The organism is Aliiroseovarius pelagivivens, from assembly GCF_900302485.1.
GTDB classification, from domain to species: domain Bacteria; phylum Pseudomonadota; class Alphaproteobacteria; order Rhodobacterales; family Rhodobacteraceae; genus Aliiroseovarius; species Aliiroseovarius pelagivivens.
Genome location: NZ_OMOI01000001.1, coordinates 1,218,039 through 1,240,390, shown reverse-complemented (window position 1 = coordinate 1,240,390; position 22,352 = coordinate 1,218,039). Strand labels below are relative to the sequence as shown.

The 22,352-nt window shown below is 57.4% G+C and carries 24 protein-coding genes; 7 read left to right on the top strand and 17 right to left on the bottom strand.

The features are described from left to right. Positions 1-12 precede the first annotated feature (12 nt). From ALP8811_RS06085 to ALP8811_RS06030, 12 genes are all read right to left on the bottom strand, one after another. Positions 13-447, bottom strand: coding sequence for a YeeE/YedE family protein (locus ALP8811_RS06085; protein WP_108856251.1), 435 nt, complete (start codon positions 445-447; stop codon positions 13-15). A gap of 171 nt (positions 448-618) precedes the next feature. Further along, a complete protein-coding gene (locus ALP8811_RS06080) occupies positions 619-1,080 on the bottom strand; it encodes a DUF302 domain-containing protein (RefSeq protein ID WP_108856250.1) in 462 nt (153 codons plus the stop codon). Positions 1,081-1,198: 118 nt separating this feature from the next. After that, entirely contained in the window at positions 1,199-2,473 is a 1,275-nt protein-coding gene (locus ALP8811_RS06075) for an NAD(P)/FAD-dependent oxidoreductase (protein ID WP_108856249.1), read from the bottom strand. Between the two features lie 78 nt (positions 2,474-2,551). Then, the gene (locus ALP8811_RS06070; RefSeq protein WP_108856248.1) at positions 2,552-3,262 is read right to left on the bottom strand and encodes a c-type cytochrome; all 711 of its coding nucleotides are present in this window, start codon (positions 3,260-3,262) and stop codon (positions 2,552-2,554) included. A 141-nt stretch (positions 3,263-3,403) separates the two neighbouring features. Continuing rightward, complete coding sequence (locus ALP8811_RS06065; protein ID WP_108856247.1) at positions 3,404-4,495, bottom strand: c-type cytochrome; 1,092 nt, start codon at positions 4,493-4,495, stop codon at positions 3,404-3,406. Beyond that, positions 4,479-5,759, bottom strand: coding sequence for a sulfite dehydrogenase (gene soxC, locus ALP8811_RS06060; protein WP_108856246.1), 1,281 nt, complete (start codon positions 5,757-5,759; stop codon positions 4,479-4,481). Before soxC ends, ALP8811_RS06065 begins: the two co-directional genes overlap by 17 nt. A gap of 82 nt (positions 5,760-5,841) precedes the next feature. Beyond that, positions 5,842-7,539: a thiosulfohydrolase SoxB gene (gene soxB / locus ALP8811_RS06055; protein WP_108856245.1), complete on the bottom strand. Its 1,698-nt coding sequence runs from the start codon at positions 7,537-7,539 to the stop codon at positions 5,842-5,844. 111 nt (positions 7,540-7,650) lie between these two features. Then, entirely contained in the window at positions 7,651-8,499 is an 849-nt protein-coding gene (soxA, locus tag ALP8811_RS06050; protein WP_108856244.1) for a sulfur oxidation c-type cytochrome SoxA, read from the bottom strand. Between the two features lie 24 nt (positions 8,500-8,523). After that, a complete protein-coding gene (gene soxZ / locus ALP8811_RS06045) occupies positions 8,524-8,853 on the bottom strand; it encodes a thiosulfate oxidation carrier complex protein SoxZ (RefSeq protein ID WP_108856243.1) in 330 nt (109 codons plus the stop codon). A gap of 20 nt (positions 8,854-8,873) precedes the next feature. Next, on the bottom strand, positions 8,874-9,290 hold the full coding sequence (gene soxY, locus ALP8811_RS06040; RefSeq protein WP_108856242.1) for a thiosulfate oxidation carrier protein SoxY: 417 nt from the start codon (positions 9,288-9,290) through the stop codon (positions 8,874-8,876). A 40-nt stretch (positions 9,291-9,330) separates the two neighbouring features. Further along, positions 9,331-9,807, bottom strand: coding sequence for a sulfur oxidation c-type cytochrome SoxX (gene soxX, locus ALP8811_RS06035; protein WP_108856241.1), 477 nt, complete (start codon positions 9,805-9,807; stop codon positions 9,331-9,333). Positions 9,808-9,963: 156 nt separating this feature from the next. Further along, positions 9,964-10,701: a cytochrome c biogenesis CcdA family protein gene (locus ALP8811_RS06030; RefSeq protein WP_108856240.1), complete on the bottom strand. Its 738-nt coding sequence runs from the start codon at positions 10,699-10,701 to the stop codon at positions 9,964-9,966. Between the two features lie 100 nt (positions 10,702-10,801). On the opposite strand from ALP8811_RS06030, the gene ALP8811_RS06025 reads away from it, so the two are divergent. From ALP8811_RS06025 to ALP8811_RS06010, 4 genes are all read left to right on the top strand, one after another. Continuing rightward, positions 10,802-11,191 carry a thioredoxin fold domain-containing protein gene (locus ALP8811_RS06025; protein WP_245924581.1) on the top strand — a complete coding sequence of 130 codons (390 nt, stop codon included), beginning with the start codon at positions 10,802-10,804 and terminating at the stop codon, positions 11,189-11,191. A 141-nt stretch (positions 11,192-11,332) separates the two neighbouring features. Continuing rightward, positions 11,333-11,701 (top strand): ArsR/SmtB family transcription factor, encoded by a 369-nt coding sequence (locus ALP8811_RS06020; protein WP_108856238.1) that lies wholly within the window; start codon positions 11,333-11,335, stop codon positions 11,699-11,701. Between the two features lie 51 nt (positions 11,702-11,752). Further along, positions 11,753-12,811, top strand: a complete 1,059-nt coding sequence (locus ALP8811_RS06015) for a YeeE/YedE family protein (RefSeq protein WP_108856237.1) — start codon at positions 11,753-11,755, stop codon at positions 12,809-12,811. A 136-nt stretch (positions 12,812-12,947) separates the two neighbouring features. After that, a complete protein-coding gene (locus ALP8811_RS06010; RefSeq protein WP_108856236.1) occupies positions 12,948-13,442 on the top strand; it encodes a flavin reductase family protein in 495 nt (164 codons plus the stop codon). A gap of 3 nt (positions 13,443-13,445) precedes the next feature. Here the strand turns inward: ALP8811_RS06010 and ALP8811_RS06005 are convergent, their stop codons facing one another. Beyond that, positions 13,446-13,859, bottom strand: coding sequence for a hypothetical protein (locus ALP8811_RS06005; RefSeq protein WP_108856235.1), 414 nt, complete (start codon positions 13,857-13,859; stop codon positions 13,446-13,448). 114 nt (positions 13,860-13,973) lie between these two features. Here ALP8811_RS06005 and ALP8811_RS06000 point away from each other — a divergent pair, with 114 nt between their 5' ends. After that, a complete protein-coding gene (locus ALP8811_RS06000; protein ID WP_108856234.1) occupies positions 13,974-14,999 on the top strand; it encodes a GT-B fold glycosyltransferase domain-containing protein in 1,026 nt (341 codons plus the stop codon). Between the two features lie 84 nt (positions 15,000-15,083). Here the strand turns inward: ALP8811_RS06000 and ALP8811_RS05995 are convergent, their stop codons facing one another. Both ALP8811_RS05995 and ALP8811_RS05990 read right to left on the bottom strand, forming a co-directional pair. Next, positions 15,084-15,404 carry a hypothetical protein gene (locus ALP8811_RS05995; protein ID WP_108856233.1) on the bottom strand — a complete coding sequence of 107 codons (321 nt, stop codon included), beginning with the start codon at positions 15,402-15,404 and terminating at the stop codon, positions 15,084-15,086. Positions 15,405-15,542: 138 nt separating this feature from the next. After that, positions 15,543-15,956 carry a VOC family protein gene (locus ALP8811_RS05990; RefSeq protein WP_108856232.1) on the bottom strand — a complete coding sequence of 138 codons (414 nt, stop codon included), beginning with the start codon at positions 15,954-15,956 and terminating at the stop codon, positions 15,543-15,545. Positions 15,957-16,136: 180 nt separating this feature from the next. Here ALP8811_RS05990 and ALP8811_RS05985 point away from each other — a divergent pair, with 180 nt between their 5' ends. Then, the gene (locus tag ALP8811_RS05985) at positions 16,137-17,429 is read left to right on the top strand and encodes an O-acetylhomoserine aminocarboxypropyltransferase/cysteine synthase family protein (RefSeq protein WP_108856231.1); all 1,293 of its coding nucleotides are present in this window, start codon (positions 16,137-16,139) and stop codon (positions 17,427-17,429) included. A gap of 74 nt (positions 17,430-17,503) precedes the next feature. Here ALP8811_RS05985 and ALP8811_RS05980 read toward each other — a convergent pair whose 3' ends face one another. Beyond that, entirely contained in the window at positions 17,504-18,196 is a 693-nt protein-coding gene (locus tag ALP8811_RS05980; protein ID WP_181363696.1) for an SIMPL domain-containing protein, read from the bottom strand. A 174-nt stretch (positions 18,197-18,370) separates the two neighbouring features. Between ALP8811_RS05980 and ALP8811_RS05975 the strand changes: the two genes are divergently transcribed. Continuing rightward, positions 18,371-21,169 (top strand): hypothetical protein, encoded by a 2,799-nt coding sequence (locus tag ALP8811_RS05975; RefSeq protein ID WP_108856229.1) that lies wholly within the window; start codon positions 18,371-18,373, stop codon positions 21,167-21,169. Between the two features lie 91 nt (positions 21,170-21,260). Here the strand turns inward: ALP8811_RS05975 and cobT are convergent, their stop codons facing one another. Continuing rightward, positions 21,261-22,280 (bottom strand): nicotinate-nucleotide--dimethylbenzimidazole phosphoribosyltransferase, encoded by a 1,020-nt coding sequence (gene cobT / locus ALP8811_RS05970; protein WP_108856228.1) that lies wholly within the window; start codon positions 22,278-22,280, stop codon positions 21,261-21,263. Between the last annotated feature and the right edge of the window lie 72 nt (positions 22,281-22,352).

Here is a 22,352-nt window from a genome sequence, read left to right as displayed (position 1 = left end):
ATCGAACCCTCCTTACAGGCCAAAGATGTGGCGTGTGACGAACACCATGAGGGTGATTCCCGCCATGAAGCTGATCGTGGCGACGAAACTGCGCGGTGACAGGCGCGACATTCCGCAGACGCCATGCCCTGACGTACAGCCTGACCCATAGGTCACGCCGATCCCGACAATGACACCCCCGACGATCATCGAAAGCGTGCTGACAGGCACTTGGATTTCAGGGAAACCACCAGTGATGAACAGATAGACGAAAGGACCAGTCAACATCCCGGCCAGAATGGCCGCGCGCCAAGCCCAGTCAGCCGAACTGCTGGGTTGCATGAACCCCGCCAAGATGCCGGTCGCTCCCAGCACATTGCCGCGCACCCACATCAACAGCACCGAGGCCAAGCCGATCAAGGCGCCTCCGAGAGATGCTGCCAGCGGTGTAAATTCAGTTTCAATCATGTCATGCCTCACCAGAATTTCTGTTCGCGTGTTAAATTTAGGGCAGCTCGCCGACGAGAACAAGACTTACATTCATTTTTTTGAATGTAATTTCACTCGCCCTCACGTCAAGCAAAAGGCCCCGCGTGTCATTGCGACATGCGGGGCCTTGTTTTTCAAGCCAAATCGTCTTTATTCGGCAATCGCTTCCTGCACAATTCCGTCCAGCATAGCTTGTACTTTCTGCATCTCGCCATCCGGATATGTGCGATATCCAACGCGGACCTCGCCGTTCGTGTCCGTCACAAAGATGCTATAGGGGCAGAACGAGATGTTGGCCGCATCCGCCTCCATCACTTCACGGCTGACCTTGGCCGAGCAGAACAGGAAAATATCTGCGGCCTCAAAAATCTTCACATCCGAACCGACATCGCCTTTTGTGCGCTCCAGCATTTCACCGGTATGACTGACATAGTCAATCACCAGCCCCTGCCCCACGATGGCAGTTTCAACCGCAAAGGTTGCGTCGCCAAAGTCGCCGTTAAAAGCATAAGTGATGGCGTGATCGCTCAACTGTTTACCATGACCATCGGCAAAAGCCGGTGCGGTCAAAGCAGCGGCGGCCACCAGAACCGTTCCAAGAAATTTGCGCATAAGTTTTCCTCCTGATTTGAGGGCCGTTCGCGCAAAGCCCTTGAATGAAACGGGGCCCGGACTACCGGACCCCGCGTTGATTTCAACATATTCGCCACGGCGAATATTAGCAAGGAAATCAGCCAAACATGTCCGAGGTGATCCCGGCGTACCAGCCAACACTTTCTTCGTAAGTAGCCTGACGCAGTTCAGCGTCTTCGCCCACTTTGCTGATGAAGCCGTCAACCTTGGCGATCTTCTCGTCCGTGGCTTCGTAGCTTGCGCCAACTTTCACACCATCATCATCGCTGATCAAAGACCAGCAGGTGTTGGTGAACTTCGCCGGGAACAGCTTCGATCCGGTCAGTGCCGAGCGTACTGCCATCGCAGCGACTTTTGCCTGACTGTTGGCCGCAAAGCCCGATTTCGGCATATCGCCTTGCGAGCTTGCGTCGCCCAGAACATGGATATTTTCGTCCACGCGCGACTGCATCGTATGCGGGTTCACCGGGGCCCAATTACCTTCGGTGATACCAGCCATGTCGCAGATCTTGCCCGCTTTCATCGCCGGAATGACGTTACAGACGTCAACCTTGTTTACTTCGCCATCGATTGTAACGGTCATGTCATGCGGATTGACCGAGACATTGCCGCCACCAAAGTCGCCACCAATCCAGTCAATCATGCCATCATAGTGACGCGACCAACCGTCCTGGAACAGAGCCATCTTCGAGAACTTCTCTTTCGGGTCCGCAATGATGATTTTCGCCGTCGGGTTCTTTTCCTTCAGGATATGCGCGATCATCGAGATACGCTCATACGGGCCAGGAGGGCAGCGGAACGGGTTGGGCGGAGCCACCATAGCGAAAGTACCACCTTCGGGCATGGCTTCGACCTGCGCTTTCAAAAGCTCGGATTGCGAACCAGCCTTGTAGGCATGCGGCATAGCGTTCTGATGAGTAACGTCCCAACCTTCAACCGCGCCGTCGACAAAATCGATGCCCGGCGACAGGATCAAGCGGTCATAGTTCAGTGTAGCACCACCAGCAAGCGACACGGTACGTGCTTCGCGGTCGATGCCAATGGCCCAGTCATGCACCACGTTGATGCCGTATTCCGACGCCAGTTTACCATAGCTATGCGCAATCGACCCCAGCTCGCGGAAGCCCGCCATATAGAGGTTCGAGAAGAAGCAGGTGTAATAGCTGCGGCTCGGTTCAACCAAAGTAACTTCGATTTCACCTTTCGAGTCCTTTGCAATATAGCGCGCAGCGGTCGCACCGCCTGCCCCGCCGCCAACCACAACGACTTTCGGCTTACCATGTCCGGCCGCATGCACCATCGGCGCAGTCAGCGTGGTCGCTGCGGCCCCGGCGGCCGCACCGCCCATGAACAAACGTCTGTTAATTTTCATGTCTTCCTCCCTATTGGTTGTGAAAGGCGCACAACCGTCGCGTGTTCGTAAACCCATTCAGGTCTACGTAAAATTTAACTACGGATCAACTTCTTCGAAGTAAGCGGCCAAAGCCGCAATCTCGTCGTTGGACAGGCGCCCGGCCATCATCTGCATCACAGGATGCGGGCGGAATTTGTCTTTATAGGCGTGCATGGCGATCACGAAATCTTCTGCCGGCCAACCGATAATCCCCGGAATGCCTTCGTTGTCGCCTGTCAGTTGGTGGCAAGTGGTGCATTCTGAGGACAGATATTCACCATATTCCGGGTCGCCTTGGATAGCGAGAATAGCGGGGTCAACATCGTGATCTGTGCCTGCCACGGTGGGTGCCGCTTCCGGAATGTCGCCGGGATTGTCCGAGTATCGACGCAGAAATGCGAGCAGATCAGCCCGTTTCTGTTCGTCTTTCAACCCACGATAAGACATGCGCGTATCGGACGCGAAGGCCTTTGGGTTTTCGATATAGCGATCCAAAAGATCAAACTCCCACATCAAGCCATCCTTGCCCATGCGCGCCAGCCCTTTGGAGTAATTGAAGTCCTCTTCTGATCCGGCCCGGCGGCCGAAAATACCATTCAGATGGGGTCCCACACGGTTCTTGGCGCCTTTGCCAATTGCATGGCAAGACTTACATTCCGTCCAGAGTTTTTCACCATCTTCGGCATTGCCGATTTCATTGGAAAAAGAAGGCGTTGTGGCGCATATCGCAACCGTCAGCCCAATCGCAGCGTTTCTAATCCAGTTCATGGGGACACCATAAACTGCAAGCCCAATCCACTCAATAACTATCATATACAAATGCATGCATAAGAGGCAATAATGTTGCGCAATGGCAAACGGGCGCTGCATTATCTGCAGCGCCCGTTTTCGAATTCATGATATCCGAGATTATTGGCTGTGCGACTTCAGGAATTCCAGAATCGCCGCGACATCCTTGTCCTTCTTCAGACCCGCAAAAGACATCTTGGTGCCCTTCATGTATTTCTTCGGGTTGGCCAGATAGGCAGCCAGTTCGGCTTCGTCCCAAACCAGACCACCTTCGGCAGCAGCCAGCATCGGTTTAGAGTATTTGAACCCATCAACCGTACCTGCATTGCGACCAAACACGCCATTCAGCATAGGACCGGTGCCGTTTTTGGCTTTGTCACCGATCTTGTGGCAGGCCTTACATTTCTTGAAGACCTTTTCGCCTTTGGCGACCAATTCGGCATCCAGTGCAGCGACAGGAGCAGCTGCTTCTTCGACAACGGCAGGCTCTTCCGCTGCTGCTTCAGTCGCGGCTTCTTCAGCTGGTTCCGCTGCAGCGCCCGCGGTGCCCATCACAGCTTGGCTGATCGGGGTCGCGTCAAAACCCGAGTTCGGGTCGCCGGGGAAAACCACAGTTGTGGTGATCTCGACTGCGCCTGTTTTACAATCGCTCATGCAGCGGTTGTTAAAGGTGCCGTACTCGGTTTCAGCGCGATCATCCACGATGAAGCCTTCTGCATTCGGCAGGACCACATCGCTGAATGTCTCTTTCGACAGGACGAAATCATCATCCACCAGATCGTTCGAGTACAGGATGTAGGCGACGATGGCATAGACATCGTCATCCGACAGCGTACCAGCGGCACCAAACGGCATCGAACGGCGCACATAGTCGAACGTGGTCGACAGATACGGCCAGTAGGAGCCGACCGTTTTCAGCGGATCTTCGTGGTCAAGCGTATCCGCACCACCCGCCAGTTTCGGCCAGTTGCCCGCACCTTCCGCGAACTCACCGTGACATGCGGCACAGGCGTCGGCGAAAACTTCTTCACCGGTCCACACATCGCCCTTACCTTCCGGCAGGTTCGATCCGTCCGGGAAGACATCCAGGTTCCAAGCTGCGATTTCTGCGTCTGTCGCAGTCCGGCCAAGGCCGAGCTTCTCGGCCATCGCAGGGGCGGCGGTCAAAGCGGCAACCGAAGCTGCCATCAGGATTTTAGGAAACTTCGACATTGTTTGCCTCCCCGTTTGCGTTGACGTGCCACGTCTGGATGCAGTTGTTGTGATAGATCGAGTTCAGACCGCGCACTTCGCGCAGTTGCGCTTTGGTGGGCTGAACGTATCCGGTTTCGTCCATCGCGCGCGATTGAACGAACATCTCGGATCCATCCCAATTGATATCCAGATAGAAACGGGTCAACGCCATTTTCTTGCCGGGTTCAGCCAGGCGCGCCTCTTGCCAAGTCACGCCGCCATCCAGCGACACATCGACTGCGGTGATCGCACCGTTGCCAGACCATGCCAGACCAGTAACAACCAGCGGGCCTTTGCCGTGCTGAATCGGCATCTGCGGGCTGGGGCTGGTGACAACCGACTTTGCGTCCATCGCCCAAGTCCACTTGCGCGAGGTGCCGTCTTCCAGCGTGTCAGTGTATTTCGAGGTCTCTTCGCGGCTTTCGACCGGGGCATCCATAACCTCGATACGGCGCAGCCACTTAACCCACATGTTGCCTTCCCAACCGGGAACAACCAGTCGAACCGGATAGCCATGCTCCATCCGCAGCGCTTCGCCGTTGGCTTTAAAGGCCACCATGCAGTCGTCCAGCGCTTTTTCCATCGGGATCGAGCGGCCGTTCGACGAGGCATCCGCACCTTCGACATAAACCCACTTGTCTTTCAGCTCGCCGGCAGTATCCAGACCAGCCTCTTCCAAAAGGGTACGCAGGCTAACGCCGGTGTATTCCATGTTGTGGATCATACCGTGGGTGTACTGCGCGCCGTTCAACTGCGAGCCCGCCCATTCCATGCCGGTGTTGGCCGCACATTCTAGGAAGAATGTTTGCTGCACACGCGGGAAACGCTCGAGGTCTGCATAGGTGAACACCAGCGGTGTATCGACCAGACCGTTGATCATCAGACGATAGTCTTCTTTCTTCAGCGTGATCGCACCCGAATGGTGGCGCTCAAACGCACACCCCTGCGGGGTAATCGTACCGTCCAGTGCGTGGATCGGTGTGAAGTTGATCGAGGAAATCGTGTCGGCGGTCAGCCATTCCACGTTGCGACGCACAACATCGCTTTCAAATTCGATCGGCATACCATACGGCGTGGCATCTACGCCCTCGCCCAGGCCGGATGCCCATTCCTGCACTTCGGTGATCAGCGGATCGCCCTCGGCACGGGCAGCACCTGCGGCCCCAAGGGCTGCACCCGTTGCAGCGGCCCCTTTCAGGAAACCGCGACGCGAGGTCCCGGTGCCTTTGGTTTCAGTCGACATATGTCAAACCTCCTATTTGGCTGTTTGGCTAAAGATATTCCGCCGTCTTGCCGTGATGGCCGGACGGCGGGTGTTCAATGGATTACGCGCCCACCACCTGAACCGAGTTGTTCGGATCCAGCTTGATGGTGCCTTGTTTCTTGATGTGGCTTTCGACGACATCCCAGATCTGCGGACCTTCGGTACCTTCGTTGACCGAAGCCCAGCCTGCGACCACATAGGTCTTGGCCGGATCGATCTTCTCGCCGGTTTTCAGAAGTGTCATATCGGTGATGCGTTCGCCCTGCGGCTTGTTGATGTCGATGCGATAGCCCATGCCACCGATGCGCACCATGTCACCACCCTGCTGATAGTAGGGATCAGGGTTGAACAGGTTGTCGCCCACATCTTCCAAAATGGTGTGAATGAATTCACCAGTCATTTCCGTGCGATACACCTCGCCATAGGACATCGAGGTCACGTTCCAGATATCTTCGCGGGTGATCGCCTGACCGGGCAGGATCGACGGACCCCAACGCACGCCGGGCGACATGGCGATATCGGCTTCACGCTCGTTGATCAGCGCGTCACAGATCAGGTCATCCCAGCTGCCGTTGAAGTTGCCACGGCGATACAGAAGCGAGTCGGTGTGGCCGATCACCTCTTCCAGCTCGGCTTTATACGGCGCGCGCTGGTCATCGATCAGCTTAGTGATCGTTGCATCGGGCGTGATGACATCAGCGAAGATCGGGATCAGCTTGTGGCGGATACCCATCATCTTGCCGTCGCGCACATCCAGATCGATGCGGCTGACAAATTTCGAGTTCGAGCCCGACGCGATGATGAAGGTCTGTTCGACCTGCACCGGCTCGGGCAGCGCGTCATGGGTGTGACCCGACAGGATCACGTCGATGCCCGTCACGCGGGTGGCCATCTTCTTGTCCACGTCAAAGCCGTTGTGGCTTAGGCAGACAACAAGCTCGGCACCAGCGGCACGCACTTCGTCCACCATCTCTTGCATGTTCTCGTCACGGATCCCGAACGAGTACTCGGGGAACATCCAGCGCGGGTTAGCGATCGGCATATAGGGGAAGGCCTGACCAATCACGGCCACCTTCACGCCACCACGCTCGAAGAATTTGTAAGGCTTGAACAGCTCGGCGGGCTCATCCCACTCGGCGTCAAAAATGTTCTGACCAAGAGCCGCGAAGGGCAGACCTTCGACGATCTCGTTTACACGCTCAGATCCCAGCGTGAACTCCCAGTGGAAGGTCATCGCATCGGGCTTCAGCGCGTTCATCACGTTTACCACATCCTGACCTTCAGTGTGGTGACAGGTGTACGAGCCGTGCCACGTATCGCCGCCGTCCAGAAGCAGTGCGTCAGGGCGATCAGCGCGAATGGCGTTCACAACGGTCGCCACGCGATCCATGCCGCCGACTTTGCCATAGGCCCCTGCCAGCGAGGTGAAATCGTTATAGGTCAGAGCGTAGGCCGACGGCGAACCATCATCGATTCCGTAGGCCTTGCGGAAGTCCGCACCCGTGACGTGCGGCATCTGCCCATTGGCAGCACCAACGCCCAGATTGATCTCGGGCTCGCGGAAATAAATCGGTTTCAGCTGGGCGTGAATGTCAGTGATGTGGATCAGGCTGACATTGCCAAACGTGTCGAACTTCAGAAGGTCATCTTGGGTCAGCGCTTGCTGAGCCGCCAGTTTGGCCCAGTTGCCAAAGCCAGACGTTCCATAAAGCGCAGACGCAGCCATCGAGACCTGAAGAAAGTCGCGGCGAGAAATCATGAGCGGTTTTCCTTGATTTTCAAGCCCTTGCACGCCTCACCCATGCCGGGGATTGAATGTGTTCGAATAAAGAAAACCCCGCCCGAAATCCGTTCGGGCGGGGTCTTTGATTTAGTTGCGGACAGACGGGCCTTCGACCGACAGACCATTGCCGCGCGATGCGACATAAAGCTCAAGAGCAATGAACTCTTCCGAGCCCGGGCTGTAGGTGTGGGCACGTGTGTCACGTACACAGCCTTTGAAGCGCGAATGCACCCCGTTCAGCTTGGTGTTTTTCAGACGATAGGTCGGGAAGCCGTTGATCTGACCCTGCGACAGGTGATCGGCGCGGATCATGTTGCCATAATTGTCTTCGTGACAGTTGGCACAGCTCATTTCCAGCTGACCAGTGCGGGTATAGTAGAGCTCTTTGCCCTGCTCCCACATGGCTTCGGCCGGACCGTCAATGGCGACATTCACGGGCATACCGCGCGAAACCGAAGACAACAGTGCTTCGATATTGATCGCGTCGGAAGCATCATACTTCCAAGGCTCGGCGCCCATCGCGTTTTCGCGGCAGTTGTTGGTCGCCATCTGAAGGGTGAAGACCTGCTCGGCCTGATCATTCCACTTCGGATAGACGGCTTTCACGCCTGCCATTTCTTCGGGCTCGCCGTGGCAATCCGCACAGGATTTGCCCTTCGAACCGTCAACGGTGTTCCAGACTTCGATGCCTGCTTCAACGCCCAGCATGCCGGGGTTGTCAAAGTCATCCATTTGCATTTCCTGGGTCTGATCCGACCGGAAACGCCAACCTGAAAGAACCTCGTCCAGTGCATCCGATAGATGCGCGGGCGCGGCCGTTTTCGTTACGATGTCGATCTCACCATTGATGGTGAGTTCAGCGCTTTCATCGGCTGTTGCGGCGGCTGCCCCGAAGATGGTCGAGGCAGCTACGAGTGCTGCGATGCCTTTTTTCATTATGTTCTCCTCCCTGCGCTGACCTCAAGCGATCGCGATCGGCTTTGTCGTCTCGTAGACATCGCCGTCATCGTCATACCAAGTGAATTTGAACTCACCGGCTTCGTCGACTTTGGCATCGAATTCTACATAGGGGTTGGTCGAAATCGCTGGTTCCAGCGTTACATCGATAACCATCTTGCCGTTCAGCTCGCATGTGAAGCGGTTGATGATCGAGCGCGGGATGAGGTTACCCTCTTTGTCCTTGCGCTGACCCGATTCCATCTTGTGGCTGATCAGGGTCTTCAGGGTCACCACGTCGCCGGCAGCTGCCGTCTTGGGGACTTTTACGCGGGGCTTTGCACCTTTTGCCATATCTCTGGTCTCCTAATCTATTAGCCGCCGCAGCCGCCGATGGTTACTTTTACGGTCGACGATGCTTTCACGAAGCTGCCATCGGCCATCTTGGCGATTGCAACTACGTCTTGCGTGCCAGCCAGACGAATACGGGTCGAAGCCGACTGCGAACCTGCAGCCTCGCCGAAGTTGAACTGTGCGACACCCGGAGTCGGGTTGCCTGCGGCCAGCATCAAGATCGAAACGGCGCCGGGGGCGTCGACCGAAACCGGAACGGTGTTGCCGTTCTCAGCGATTTCCGGCGCGGTCAGGGTGATCCCACCTTCGCCAGTCTCGGCACCACCGGTGAAAGCAGCAATCGCTTCATCGGCAGCAGCCAGTGCGCGCATCGGCAACATGGCAACGGCTGTCGCGCCGAGCCCAAGTGCCAGAGCATCACGTCGAGTGAACTTCATCTCTAGTCTCCTGTGAGTGTATTTCCTTGCCCCGATCCGCTCAGTCTTTGAGCGTCATCAGATAGGCAACGACATCTTCAATCTGCTGAGCACTCAGCAGCGGTTCGACATCACCTTCATGGGCTTTGCCGGTGTAGGCTTTGCCAAGGCGAATAAAACCTTCGGTCTTGTAGAATGATGGCATCATCGATTCATCGAATGTCATCTTGGCGTCCACAAGGATGCCGCGAAGCTCTGCTTCGCTCCAGCGGTCACCCGCACCATCCAGCATGGGGCCAACTTCCCCGTGGAACGGCACATCGGCCAGATCCGTGATTTCATGACAGGCAACACAATTGCCCTGCGATTTCGCTGAAACGACTTTGGCGCCCTCTTCTGCATTTCCTGCAACACCGGTCAAAGATTGGGCAACAGCCCCCTCTTCGAACGCAATTGCGGTTGGCGCTACCGTTTCGGCTTGTGCCGCTCCCAGCCCTGCGCTGAGCAGGGTGCAAAGCGCGATCGTTGTCCGCTTCATGTTTCCTCCCATAACCGTTGTCCGGCCAAACTACGCAGGTGAGGAAATTTTCGCAACATCAAATTCCGTTATTTGAATTAATATTATCTTGCAAAAAAAGAACGACTCGTGATTGCTTTATTTCACGCAAACGCAAGAACCCGTCAGAAAGATAGCCTAGCCGACATTTCCGAGGGTCGGAAATGTCTCAAGCATCCACTGGCCGATCCTATTCACCTGCCCTGACACGATCAGAACCGCAAACAGGACCAGCATAGCGCCCATGACCTTCTCGACCCAAGGCAAGTACTTCCTGTTGCGTCCGACCCAAGCCAGAAAGGGTCGTGCGAACATGGCTGCCAAAACGAATGGCAGCGTCATGGCCAGGCCGTAAACTGCCAGAAGCAAGGCACCCCGCCACAAATCACCCATCCCACTTGCGATCATCAGGATCGAAGCCAGCGCAGGGCCGACGCAGGGCGTCCATCCAAATCCGAATGCAAGCCCCATCAGATAGGCGCCAAGAATAGAGCTGGGCTGTGTTGGCCCCTCCAGTCGCGCCTCGCGATACAGAAAGGGGATTCGCATAACCCCCAGAAAATGTAGTCCGAACAAAACCAGTATCACCGCACCCAAATAACTGAGTTCCTGCTGGTACTGTGCAAACGCCGCGCCCAACGCCGTGGCACCAAGCCCCAGCAACATGAAGATCGACGTAACGCCAAAGGCAAAGGCAATTGCCGCAAGAACCAGCCTGCGTTGCGCGCCTGGATTGATCTTCCCTTCACCCGTCAACTCGGTCATCGACAGCCCGGCCATATAACACAGATAGAATGGAACCATCGGAAGGATGCAGGGCGAGAAGAACGACAGAAGCCCCGCAAGCGCCGCTCCGGCAAAGGATATGTCCAGCATGAAGGCTTCCTTGAATTTACAACATATTCAATTTATCTATTGCATGAGACGAAGATCAACCGATTGTCAAGAACTGGGCTCCGGGATGCGGAAATTTACATTGAGTTTGCTCTCTACTGCTTTGATTGGATTTGGATTTGCCGCGCAGGCTGCCGAACTTGTCATGGTCGAAGAGCCCGGCTGCGCATGGTGCGCAAAATGGGAAAGCGAACTGGGCGATATCTATCCGAAGACCTCGGAAGGCAAATACGCACCGCTGCGCAAAGTTGAATTGCGTGACCTGAAACGGTCGGATGGACCGGACACGCTTGGCGTAGTGCCAGCGCGACCCGTCGTCTTTACCCCGACATTCCTGCTGGTTGAAGATGGCAAGGAAATTGCCCGCCTTCAGGGCTATCCGGGCGAAGACTTCTTCTGGGGCATCTTGGAACAGATGCTGGTCGAGAATACGGACTACGTGACGCCAACGGTCGATCAGGAAGGAAGCTGACATCACGCCGCGCGCCCTTAGTTTCAAAGCTATTGCAGTCAGAACACGTCTTGTTCATCAGACTACAACGGCAATTGCAAAAATAGCGCCCGCCCATTATTAGGGGCCTGAAACAGTAATGGACCACAAGGACCTGTAGGAATGGTACTGCCTGTCATAAAAGAAGACATGTCGCACGACGAGCTGGACAAGATGATGACCAGCGCCTGCGATGCTTCGACCCTTCTCAAGGCCATCAGCCATGAAGGGCGTTTGATGATCCTATGCCATCTGGTGACAGGCGAGAAATCCGTGACCGAGCTTGAAAAGCTGCTTCACGCCCGTCAGGCCGCCGTTTCGCAACAGCTGGCCCGCTTGCGCCTTGAAGGTCTTGTTACGCCGCGTCGCGAAGGTAAGACGATCTATTATTCGCTGACAGATGATCGCCCACGGCGTATATTGGAAGTGATCTACGAGCTGTTCTGCTCGATCGACACACCGGCTTCGGAAGAACGTAAAGCGGCCGAATAAAGGTCGCGCATTCGCAAGCCTGTCCGACGCCATCTGGAATTGTGAGGTTCCATGTACGACTGGATCAGCGATGCTTCTCTTGCCGCAATAGTTGGACTGATCGGCGGCATTTTGCTGGGCCTGTCTGCCCGACTTGGGCGTTTCTGCACACTAGGCGCTATCGAAGACGCACTTTATGCGCGGTCGGGATTGCGCATGCGTATGTGGGGCGTTGCAATCGGTGTCGCGATGATTGGCAGTCACCTGCTTATCGCGAGCGGGCACCTTCCCGCGGCCGAAGCGACTTACTTGCGTCTTGGCTGGAACCCACTGGCATCGATCATCGGCGGTCTTTTGTTTGGCTATGGCATGGCATTGTCTGGCAACTGCGGCTTCGGTGCATTGGCGCGCCTGGGCGGCGGGGATCTTCGGTCTTTCGTCATCGTGCTGGTGATGGGGCTGTCGGCCTATGTTGCCATCTCGGGCCCCTTGTCAGGCCTGCGGGTCGCTTTGTTTCCCGAAACTCCCGTCGATGCTTATGCCCTGCCCTCTCTTGCGTTCGCGATTGAACGTCTCAGCGGTCTCTCGGCGGCCTATGTCGGGATTGCCGTAGGGCTTATTCTGTTGCTGGCCATGCTCGCAAATCACGAGCTACGCCATGCCAGAACCGAGCTTTTCTGGTCCGCAATCGCCGGGATCGCCGTCGTCATCGGCTGGGGCGGCACGGCTTGGGTTCTGAAAAACGGCTTTTCAGCAATCCCCGTTGAGAGCCATACCTATTCGGCGCCTCTCGGTGACATGATCATCTATCTGATGACGTCGTCCGGTAACAATTTGAACTTTGGCGTCGGATCCGTCGTCGGCGTTCTGGCAGGCGCGTTCATCGGCAGCCTGTTCAAAGGCCATTTCCGCTGGGAAGCCTGCGAAGACCCGCGCGAGCTGAAACGTCAGATTGGTGGCGCGGTGATTATGGGCTTCGGCGCGGTGATCGGGTTTGGGTGCTCGATTGGGCAGGGCCTATCTGCCTTCTCTATCCTGTATTACGGTGCCCCGGTAACGTTTCTTGCAATCATTGCAGGTGCCGCGCTTGGCTTGCGCCAGTTGATCCAAGGCTTTGCAGTGGCCGAGTGAGCATTCGCAGACACAAACGTCGTTTTTCGCCCTTTCCTACCTGTTTCACTCGGGCTAGTGTCCGCGCCTGAACGCATGGTCGCGCCGTCTGTCAGCGCACCCTGTACTGACTGCGCGAACACAGGACGGATTGCCAATGAGCAGCTTCACCCCCAGCCCGGACCACGCGGGTGAATTCCGTCAGGCCCTAGGGCAATTCGCAACGGGTGTGACTGTGGTGACAGCTGCGTCAGATACCGGCCCGATTGCTATGACCGTGAACAGCTTCACCTCGGTCTCGTTGGACCCGCCGCTTGTCCTGTGGTGCCCGGCGCATGTGTCCGAGCGGCACGAGGCCTTTGTAGACGCATCCCATTTCGCTATTCATGTCCTGAAAGAAGATCAAACGGATCTGGCCCGCCATTTCGCCATGAATGGCGCAGATTTCTCACCAATAGAGTTGATCAACGGCGCACATGATCTTCCCTTGTTCGAGGATTGTCTGGCGCGTTTTGAATGCGCGACCCACGCGGTGCACCCCGGTGGCGATCATTCGATCATGATCGGAGAGGTTTTGCGCGTCACGCTGGACCCCGGCGCACCGTTGGCCTTTCAAGCTGGGCATTTCGGCCGTTTTACGCCAACCAGCTAGGCCTTACGGAATCTGTATCTGAGCACGGTCGAACTTGGCGATGGTCTCGGCACCGTCGTCATAGACAATGCGAACCTCTACCGTTTCCACAGATTGCAGATCGAACCGCAGATAGGGCAATATATCTGTGACTTTCAGCGCGTTGGGTGTGGGCTCGTCCTCATAGCAAGGCTCGGCCTCGAACTGCTGTTCGTCACCGCCGTTCACGCTGAAATGAATGGCTTCAAGCCCGCAGCGCCATGCCAAAAGATGGGTGAAATACAAAAGATCCTGCCCATCATATTCCCGCACAGCCACCCAGTTTGCCTGTGTGGCATTCAAGATGGGGCGCACTTCGGATGCTGTGGTGAAGTTTTGCGCCGCAACTGGCGCGGCAAACCCAACACAAAGCACTGTCAAAGCAAGAAATTTACGCATGTACTCGGCCCTTGGATAACGTCTGGGAATGCGCCAGCAAACCCGCCTGCGCCCTTCCAAACTCGTTTCATTCCTGCCTATACTGCCCCAAAGAACAGCGCGGGCAAAGCAGTGATGACAAAAACCTCGGATTCCCCGGATACGGCAACTTTGCGCACCACAACCGCACCCAATGTTGTCATCGTCGCGCAAGATGGCCGTCTGGCCTATGAAGCGATCCTTTTCGCCGCCAGCTTGCGTCACAGTGATCCCGATTTCAAAGGCCGCCTTCTGGTAGCCGAGCCGCAGCCCGGTGATCTATGGTTGGATGACCCGCGCCTAAAGCCGCATATCCGTGAAACACTAGAAGCGTTAGGCGCCGAAATTGTCCCCTTCGACTGCCAGCAATTTGGCCGTCACTACCCCAATGGCAACAAGATCGAGGCGCTGCTGGCCCTGCCCGAAGGCGAGCCATTTCTGTTTTTTGACACGGACACAGTGATCACCGGCAAACTGTCCGAGCTGCCAATCCCCTATGATCGGCCTTCGGCGTCCATGAAACGCGAAAACACATGGCCCACGATCGAGCTCTATGGTCCGGGCTACACCCAGACTTGGAAGTCTCTCTATGATAAGTTCGGGCTGGATTTCGAGGCCTCGTTGGATCTCAGCCAGCCGGACGAATACTGGCAGCGGTATATGTATTTCAACGCAGGTTGGTTCTTCGGTCCCTGCCCCCGCGAATTTGGCCGCCGTTTCAAGGACTACGCCGTCGCAATCCACCATGACGGCCCAGAAGAAATTGTCTGCCAGACGCTCTACCCATGGCTGGACCAAATCGCCCTGCCGCTCGTGATCTCAAGCTTTGGCGGAGGCCGTCCAGGGCCTGAACTGGACGGTCTGGACAGCGATGTCAGTTGCCACTGGCGCATCCTGCCCTTGGCCTATGCCCGCGAAAGCGACAAAGCGATTGAAGTGATCGAGGCCGCCACTGCCCCCAACAAGATCAAGAAGGTTCTGAAGGAATATGATCCGATGAAGCGGATGATCTTTCAGGGACGCGGCCAGAAAGTCCGCGCGCTATTTGACCGGGACAACCTGCCTAAGAAAGAACAAGCCATCCGCAATACGATCAAGCGCGAAGGGTTTTGGATGCGGTAATTGCGGCATTGCAGGCCGGATGGCAGCAGAGGGCAGAGCGAAAATCTGGATTGAGCCCAACACGCCGCGTGAAAGTTTCTATTTCTACGGCAACTTGATTTCTACAATCGAGGTGTCGCCACTCCCCTTTTCACGCGTGTACCGCATTTGATACCCGCGCCGCTCAATAATTTCACAGTCCTGCCCGAGGTCTTCGCCGTCCAGACATACCGTTCTGCAGAAATAACCATCCGACCAATACCACTTCCCCGAGAACGGCTGCTTGTCGACTGATCCCGAAATCCGACCATCGGCGGTGAGAATAAAGTGAATTCCTTCATCCACGAGCGGCTTATCCGCAAACGCGTCAACAAATTCTTCTCTAGTTTCAATTCTGTGCCAACCGCCACTCACAGGTGAAGCCATAACTACGTTTCTCCGTCCATCAAATCGCAATGTCTGAAATCAAATGTCCTGCATCTTATCGAAAGCGGGATTTCTTCCATTTATGCTTTGGTTTTGGGGGAAACTCAATTCTGACCACCCACAGCAGCTTCGTCCCTGCTAAGCTGCAAACACCCGATCCATATCCCGAAACCCCTTCACCTCGATCGGGTTTCCCGAGGGATCGCGAAAGAACATCGTCCATTGCTCGCCAGGTTCCCCTTCGAACCGTACCGTAGGGGCGATGACCCAGTCGGTGCCCGCGGCCTCTAACCGATCCGCCAGTGCGCGCCAGTCGTCATAGGCCAGCACCACGCCGAAATGCGGCATGGCGACCATGTGTTCGCCGACCTTGCCGGTGTTGGCGGTTTCAAATGGTGCACCCAGGTGAAAGCTCAGCTGATGGCCAAAGAAGCTATAATCGACCCACGTTTCGGTTGATCGGCCTTCGGTACAGCCTAGTACACCGCCATAGAAAGCGCGTGTTTCGTCAAGATCGGTCACATTGATGGCAAGGTGGAAGGGCGTCAGCATAATGGTATCCAGAATGATTTCCTATTTAGCTTATCAAAACTGGAACGAAGGACCAGCCCGTGCATAAAACGCGACAAGCCGTCTAAAGCGCAAAATTTCGCGGGTTAAGCGCTGCTGAGGCGTTGAAGACCGGCCCCCTTTCCCCTAGCCTTCCCGCGACCAAGAATGAGGGAGAGAACCATGTCCGACGAGCGCCCACTTAGCTTTGACACACTGCAAATCCACGCAGGTACTGAACCTGATCCGGCCACTGGCGCGCGTCAGGTGCCGATCTACCAGACCACCGCCTATGTCTTCAAAGACGCGGATCACGCCGCACGGCTCTTCAATCTGGAAGAAATCGGCTATATCTATTCGCGCCTGACCAACCCGACCGTTGGCGCACTAGCCAACCGGATCGTGGCACTTGAAGGTGGCGCTGGCGGTTTCTGCTGCTCGTCCGGCCACGCGGCGCAAATCATGGCACTGTTCCCGCTGATGGGCCCGGGCCTGAACATCGTCGCGTCGAACAAGCTGTATGGCGGCACCGTCACCCAGTTCACCCAGACTTTCAAACGCTTCGGCTGGGAAGCCAAGCTGGTGGATTTCGACGATCCGGCCGCGGTCGAGGCTGCCATCGACGACAACACCCGCGCCGTGTTCTGTGAAAGCCTCGCCAACCCGGCAGGCGTTCCCACCGACATTCCGGCCATCGCTGCAATTTCCGATAAGGCAGGCGTACCGCTGATCGTGGACAACACCTCGGCCACGCCCTATTTGATCAAGCCGATCGAGATGGGTGCCACAATCGTCGTGCACTCGACCACCAAATACCTGACCGGCAACGGCACCGTGACCGGTGGCTGTGTGGTCGATTCAGGAAACTTCGACTGGATGGCCTCGGACAAATTCCCATCGTTCAGCCAGCCGGAACCAGCCTATCACGGCTTGACCTTCGGCGCGGCGCTTGGCCCGATGGCTTATACGTTCCACGGCATCGCCATCGGCCTGCGCGATCTGGGCATGACCATGAACCCGCAAGGCGCGCATTACACACTGATGGGGATCGAGACCCTGTCGCTGCGGATGCAAAGGCACGTCGAAAACGCCCAGAAGGTTGCCGAATGGCTTGAGGCCGACGACCGCATCGAAAGCGTCAGCTATGCCGGCCTGCCGTCCTCGCCCTATCACGACCGCGCCAAGGCGATCTCGCCCAAAGGCCCGGGTGCCTTGTTCACCGTGGGCGTGAAAGGCGGCTACGAGGCGTGCGTGAAGCTGGTCAACAACCTGAAACTGTTCAGCCACGTGGCCAACCTGGGCGACACACGCTCGCTGATCATCCACTCAGCCTCGACCACGCACCGTCAGCTGAACGAAGAACAGCAGATCGCTGCGGGCGCTGCCCCCAACGTAGTTCGCATCTCGATCGGGACGGAAGACCCTGCCGATATCATCGCCGATCTGGATCAGGCGCTGGCGGCTGCGACGGCGTAAGAAGCGCCAGCTTAAAAATTGAGAACCCCGCCTCATCGGCGGGGTTCTTTTTATTTTCAGCAGGTTAAACTTTGTTATTCAACCAATTCAAATACCATCGTGACGCTGGAATTAACACCCATTTCACCCGCAGCAATCGGCATGTCTGCCGAGGCGCGTTCCATCGCCATCATGACCGGACGGCCGGGTGCTTCGCCGCCTTCCTGCATCATCAGGACGGATCCAAGTTTCAGGCCCGCAGCCTCGGCTAGCACTGTGGCGCGATCCATCGCGTCCTTCACAGCCAGCGCACGGGCTGTGTCTTCGGCACCTGCGCGGTCCTTGATGTCGAACTGCAACCCGTGGATCTCGTTCGCCCCGACCGAAGTCACCGCCGACATGATCGCCCCAAGCGTCGACAGGTCCTGCACCGTCACCGACAGGGTCGAGCTGGCAACAAACCCGATCAAAACCGGTGCCCCATTGTTCTTGCGATTATAGTCGTATTGCGGCGACAGATTGACCTGCGTGCTTTGGACATCATGCTCTCCAACCTCGGCCTCGGTCAATTTGGTCAACATACGCGCGATCGACCCGGCGACCGCATCAAGCGCCTGCCCTGCATCGTCCGACCGCTCACTGACGCCCAGACTGATCCGCGCGACATCCGGCACGACCTGCGCAACACCCTGTCCGGTCACCGTCAACTGCGGGACAGACGCCATTTCGGCGTGACCGACACCTGCTGCGGCAATGGAAATCGCGAGAATGGATAAAAGTTTCCGCATCTTGTGCTCCTTTTTCGGACAGATTGCGCTGTCTTCCGCCACAGGCAAGTCCGTGACCATACGCCCCCTTCCCATGAGCAAATTCCTGCTGTAAATTCAATCTGGTATTGAGCGGCTGCAAGGCCGCAAAAGGTGTGCCTGATCGTAGGTGGTATTGAGAAGGACAGGGGCTGTATGAAACCAAGCTTTGCGCTTGATCTCAATCACGATGGGATCGGCCTTGTCCATCGCGGCAAGGACGGTTGGCAGCTTGTTGGCAAGGTCGCACTGGACGTTCCCGATTTGGGCGCGGCATTTGCTGAATTGCGCGATACTGCTAAATCGCTTGGCTCTGGCCAGCTTGCAACCAAGCTGATCATACCCGGATCGCAAATACTGTTCACTTCAGTGACCGCACCCGGCCCCGATGATGTCACGCGTGAAGCGCGCATTCGGGAAGGGTTGGAAGGGCTGACACCCTACCCTGTCGAAGAACTTGTTTTTGACTGGCAGCTCGACGCCGAAGAAGAGGCGATGGTCCACGTGGCCGTTGTCGCTCGCGTAACGCTGGACGAGGCTTTGGGTTTTGCGCAGGAACACGCGATGAACCCGGTGGGGTTTGTCGCGCGTCCCAAAGGCACGTTTTCGGGCGAGGTCTATTTTGGGTCGATAGAAGGTGGCAGTGCGGTTCTGGATCGCGAAAAGCGCCCGGTTCCGAAGCTTCTGGAAACCGAGCCGCTGACGATTGAGACCGACACGGATAAGAACGCCGCACCTCTCACGTTGGAAGACCCGTTCCCCATCCCAGCACAGGAAGAACCAGAGCCGCCGACGCCAACGCCTGGCGGAGATATTCCCGAACTTGCCCCCTTCCCGCCGACGCCAGACGAGCCTTCGGCGGACGTGGAAGAAACTCCGAAGCCACGCGCCCAAAAACGGCAGACGAAGTCCGAGCCCCCACTCTCGTCGTCGGAAAAACAGACAGCTGAACCGGCGGACACCAAAACGCCATCACCAGATCCGGAAGAGCCCCCGGCACCTGTCATTGGTTTTTCATCGAGCCGATCCGCCGAGGAACAGGCCGAGGTCGCGCCTGTAGCCCCGGAAGCTTCTGCAGAGACGCCTCAGACCTCGACTGAGTCTGACCCCTTGCCGGCCGAACCCCGTTTGTCTCTTGGCCTACCCCCAGCAGAGCCCGTACCCAATTCCATCAAAGCGGCCATTCCGCCGGCGCCGCCATCCACGGTCCACGTACCTGTGACCGCTCCAGTGGCGTTCGAAGTCGATCCAAAACCCACTACAACGGCAAAGGCGAAAGCCACCGCGGAACGTGGCAAAGAGAGCCTGACCAAGGCTGCACGCAAGGGGGCCGCCGGGCTGACCGCCGCCGCTGAACGCGCCAGTGCTTTAGGTCGACAGGCCGCCAGCAAAATACCCTCATCCAAGGCAGGTGCAGACACTTCGGCGGATGTGGAAAAAAAAGCCGGCCGCGCCGCTGCCCTGACACAGATGGGTGGGCAGATTTTGCGCAAAGGACAGTCAAAACCAGCGCAGACGGCTGAACCGGCCGTCACCGCTGTTGCCCCCCCTCCGGTCACCGACGAAGACGGAATGTCCTCGGAACCGAAAGGCCGCTGGACGCGCGAGGCCGAATCCCTAACCATTTTCGGCGCGCGGCAAACCCAACAGGTTGGCGGCAAACCCCGTTTCTTGGCGCTGTACCTTGTTCTGGGTTTTCTGATTTTCTTGGCCATTCTGGTCATCTGGTCGATGTTGTTTCTGACAGACACGACCACTTCGCGCGATTCCAGCCAGATTGATCAGTTTGAAGCTGCCATCTCGACCGCACAGTCAGAAGCCGATGACAACGACGTCTTTGGCAGCGACAGCAGCTTGATCGATCCTGCCCTTGTCGAAGGGGATGAGGTGCTGGGCAGCCAACTTCCCGAGCCCCTTTCCGAAGAGGCCGCGCAAGCGCGCTATGCCGCAACGGGGATCTGGCAACGCGCTCCCGAGCCTTTGGAAGACACCACTACGGGACGGATTGATGACCTGTATGTGGCCTCGATCGACCCGCAAACGGTTGGACATGATGCTGTTGCCCTGACTCCGTTCCGCGCGGATCAGATGGGTGGCCCTTTGCCGAATACAAACCCGCCACCACCACTTGGTACGGTGTTCAATCTGGATGAACGCGGTCTTGTCCAGGCCACCCCAGAAGGCGCATTGACCCCTGAAGGTGCCTTGGTCTTCGCAGGTCGCCCAGATGTGATCCCGGCCCCCGCTCCTCGGCCTGAACAAACTCAGGTGGCAGCAGAAGAGGCCCCGACAGACAATACCACGGATGCCGCAACTGAAGCGGCAGAGGCTACGCCGTCGATCCGGCCGCGCGCGCGCCCTGAGGGCATTATCGAGGGGAACGAGCGCCTTATCTTAGGGGGCCGCACGCGTACTGAACTGGCACAATTGCGCCCTCGCAGTCGTCCGGAAGCGGTCGTCGCAGCTGCGCAAGCACAAGCTCAGGCGCAGGCTGACGCCATTGCAGCCGCGCTGTCAGGGGAGAACGCGGCTGCAGCAGGCATCGCACCCACCGCACTCGCAGTCGCTCGGTCTGCGACCCCAAAAGCGCGACCCAAGAATTTCTCACGCATTGTGGCGCAGGCGCGCCCGAATGGCGGGGCATCGGATGGCAGTGTTGCAGTGGCTGCTGCGACGCCGCGCCAGACCTCTGCCCCATCGATTCCCACACGGGCATCCGTCGCAAAGCAGGCCACCATCAAAAACGCCATCAATCTACGCAAGGTCAGTCTGATCGGCATCTACGGCCCGGCCTCGTCCCGGCGCGCGTTGATCCGCATGCCATCTGGTCGTTACGTCAAGGTCGGTGTGGGAAGTCGTCTGGATGGCGGCAAGGTGGTATCGATTTCGACCACCAAGCTGATCTACCAAAAAGGTGGTCGGACCGTGACGTTGGACATCCTGCCCTTCAGCTGACGCGATCAGACCCTGCTGCGCTCGCCCGCAAACAAGAAGGACCGAAACGCTTTCACGCTTCGGCCCAACACCAATCAGATATGAACTGTGGTTAACCGTCCGAAACTCCGGCCTCGGCAAAGGTCGCCATGCCCGAATGGCAGGCGATGGCAGCCTTCAGGATATTGATCGCAACCCCGGCGCCCGAGCCTTCACCAAGCCGCATGCCCAGCGACAAAAGCGGTTCTTTGCCAAGACGGTCCAGTGCGTTGGCATGTGCCAGCTCGGCTGAAACGTGACCGGCAACCGTGTGATCCAATGACCCCGGCACACTATCCTGCAAACAGGCGGCAGCGGCGGTCGAGATGAACCCATCAAGGATCACCGGAACGCCCAGCACACGCGCGCGCGCCATGGCGCCGGCCATCGCCGCGACCTCGCGGCCCCCCAGACAACGAAGAGCTTCAAGCCCATTGCCCGAGACTGCAGGGTTGGCGGCCAAACCTTCGCGGATGACGCGGGCTTTCAGGACCAGACCATCATCGTCAACGCCGGTTCCACGCCCGACCCAATCCTCGGCCTCGCCACCATAAAGCGCCAAGAACAATGCGGCGGCAGAGGTCGTGTTACCGATCCCCATCTCGCCCGTCACCAGAAGGTCGGCACCCTCGCTGACTGCGTTCCAGCCAACCAGAAGCGCCGATACAACCTCGTCCTCGCTCATGGCTGGGCCTTGGGTGAAATCTTGTGTAGGGCGATCCAGCTCCAGCGCGTGAACGTCCATCTGGGCGCCTGCGGCCTTGGACAGCTGATTGATCGCCGCCCCGCCATGCTGGAAGTTCAGCACCATCTGTTCGGTCACTTCCGCCGGGAAAGCCGACACGCCTTGCGCGGTCACACCATGGTTGCCTGCAAACACAACGACCTGAGGCGCATTCAGCTCGGGACGCCCGTTTCCTTGCCAGCCAGCTACCCAAATCGCCAGTTCCTCCAACCGACCCAGCGCGCCGGGGGGCTTGGTCAACTGGCCGTTGCGCTCTTGTGCTGCTTGGATCGCCGCCGCATCCGGGCCGTTCGCCGCCTCAAGCAGCGCCTTGAACTCGGCCAGGGTCGAGAATGGCTGTTGCGACATGGCGAGACTCCTTGATTGATTCATTTCCTCACCCTCTTTACCGATGGGGGACAACTGCAACCAGACTGCAAA

Coding starts and splice junctions, on each gene's coding strand:
- soxC (WP_108856246.1), bottom strand. CDS start 5,759: ATGTCGACTGAAACCAAAGGCACCGGGACCTCGCGTCGCGGTTTCCTG.
- ALP8811_RS06020 (WP_108856238.1), top strand. CDS start 11,333: ATGGTACTGCCTGTCATAAAAGAAGACATGTCGCACGACGAGCTGGAC.
- ALP8811_RS05985 (WP_108856231.1), top strand. CDS start 16,137: ATGTCCGACGAGCGCCCACTTAGCTTTGACACACTGCAAATCCACGCA.
- ALP8811_RS05990 (WP_108856232.1), bottom strand. CDS start 15,956: ATGCTGACGCCCTTCCACCTTGCCATCAATGTGACCGATCTTGACGAA.
- soxY (WP_108856242.1), bottom strand. CDS start 9,290: ATGAAGTTCACTCGACGTGATGCTCTGGCACTTGGGCTCGGCGCGACA.
- ALP8811_RS05995 (WP_108856233.1), bottom strand. CDS start 15,404: ATGGCTTCACCTGTGAGTGGCGGTTGGCACAGAATTGAAACTAGAGAA.
- ALP8811_RS06080 (WP_108856250.1), bottom strand. CDS start 1,080: ATGCGCAAATTTCTTGGAACGGTTCTGGTGGCCGCCGCTGCTTTGACC.
- soxZ (WP_108856243.1), bottom strand. CDS start 8,853: ATGGCAAAAGGTGCAAAGCCCCGCGTAAAAGTCCCCAAGACGGCAGCT.
- ALP8811_RS06015 (WP_108856237.1), top strand. CDS start 11,753: ATGTACGACTGGATCAGCGATGCTTCTCTTGCCGCAATAGTTGGACTG.
- ALP8811_RS06010 (WP_108856236.1), top strand. CDS start 12,948: ATGAGCAGCTTCACCCCCAGCCCGGACCACGCGGGTGAATTCCGTCAG.
- ALP8811_RS06005 (WP_108856235.1), bottom strand. CDS start 13,859: ATGCGTAAATTTCTTGCTTTGACAGTGCTTTGTGTTGGGTTTGCCGCG.
- ALP8811_RS06085 (WP_108856251.1), bottom strand. CDS start 447: ATGATTGAAACTGAATTTACACCGCTGGCAGCATCTCTCGGAGGCGCC.
- soxA (WP_108856244.1), bottom strand. CDS start 8,499: ATGAAAAAAGGCATCGCAGCACTCGTAGCTGCCTCGACCATCTTCGGG.
- ALP8811_RS06065 (WP_108856247.1), bottom strand. CDS start 4,495: ATGTCGAAGTTTCCTAAAATCCTGATGGCAGCTTCGGTTGCCGCTTTG.
- cobT (WP_108856228.1), bottom strand. CDS start 22,280: ATGTCGCAACAGCCATTCTCGACCCTGGCCGAGTTCAAGGCGCTGCTT.
- soxX (WP_108856241.1), bottom strand. CDS start 9,807: ATGAAGCGGACAACGATCGCGCTTTGCACCCTGCTCAGCGCAGGGCTG.
- ALP8811_RS06030 (WP_108856240.1), bottom strand. CDS start 10,701: ATGCTGGACATATCCTTTGCCGGAGCGGCGCTTGCGGGGCTTCTGTCG.
- ALP8811_RS06070 (WP_108856248.1), bottom strand. CDS start 3,262: ATGAACTGGATTAGAAACGCTGCGATTGGGCTGACGGTTGCGATATGC.
- ALP8811_RS05980 (WP_181363696.1), bottom strand. CDS start 18,196: ATGCGGAAACTTTTATCCATTCTCGCGATTTCCATTGCCGCAGCAGGT.
- ALP8811_RS05975 (WP_108856229.1), top strand. CDS start 18,371: ATGAAACCAAGCTTTGCGCTTGATCTCAATCACGATGGGATCGGCCTT.
- ALP8811_RS06000 (WP_108856234.1), top strand. CDS start 13,974: ATGACAAAAACCTCGGATTCCCCGGATACGGCAACTTTGCGCACCACA.
- soxB (WP_108856245.1), bottom strand. CDS start 7,539: ATGATTTCTCGCCGCGACTTTCTTCAGGTCTCGATGGCTGCGTCTGCG.
- ALP8811_RS06075 (WP_108856249.1), bottom strand. CDS start 2,473: ATGAAAATTAACAGACGTTTGTTCATGGGCGGTGCGGCCGCCGGGGCC.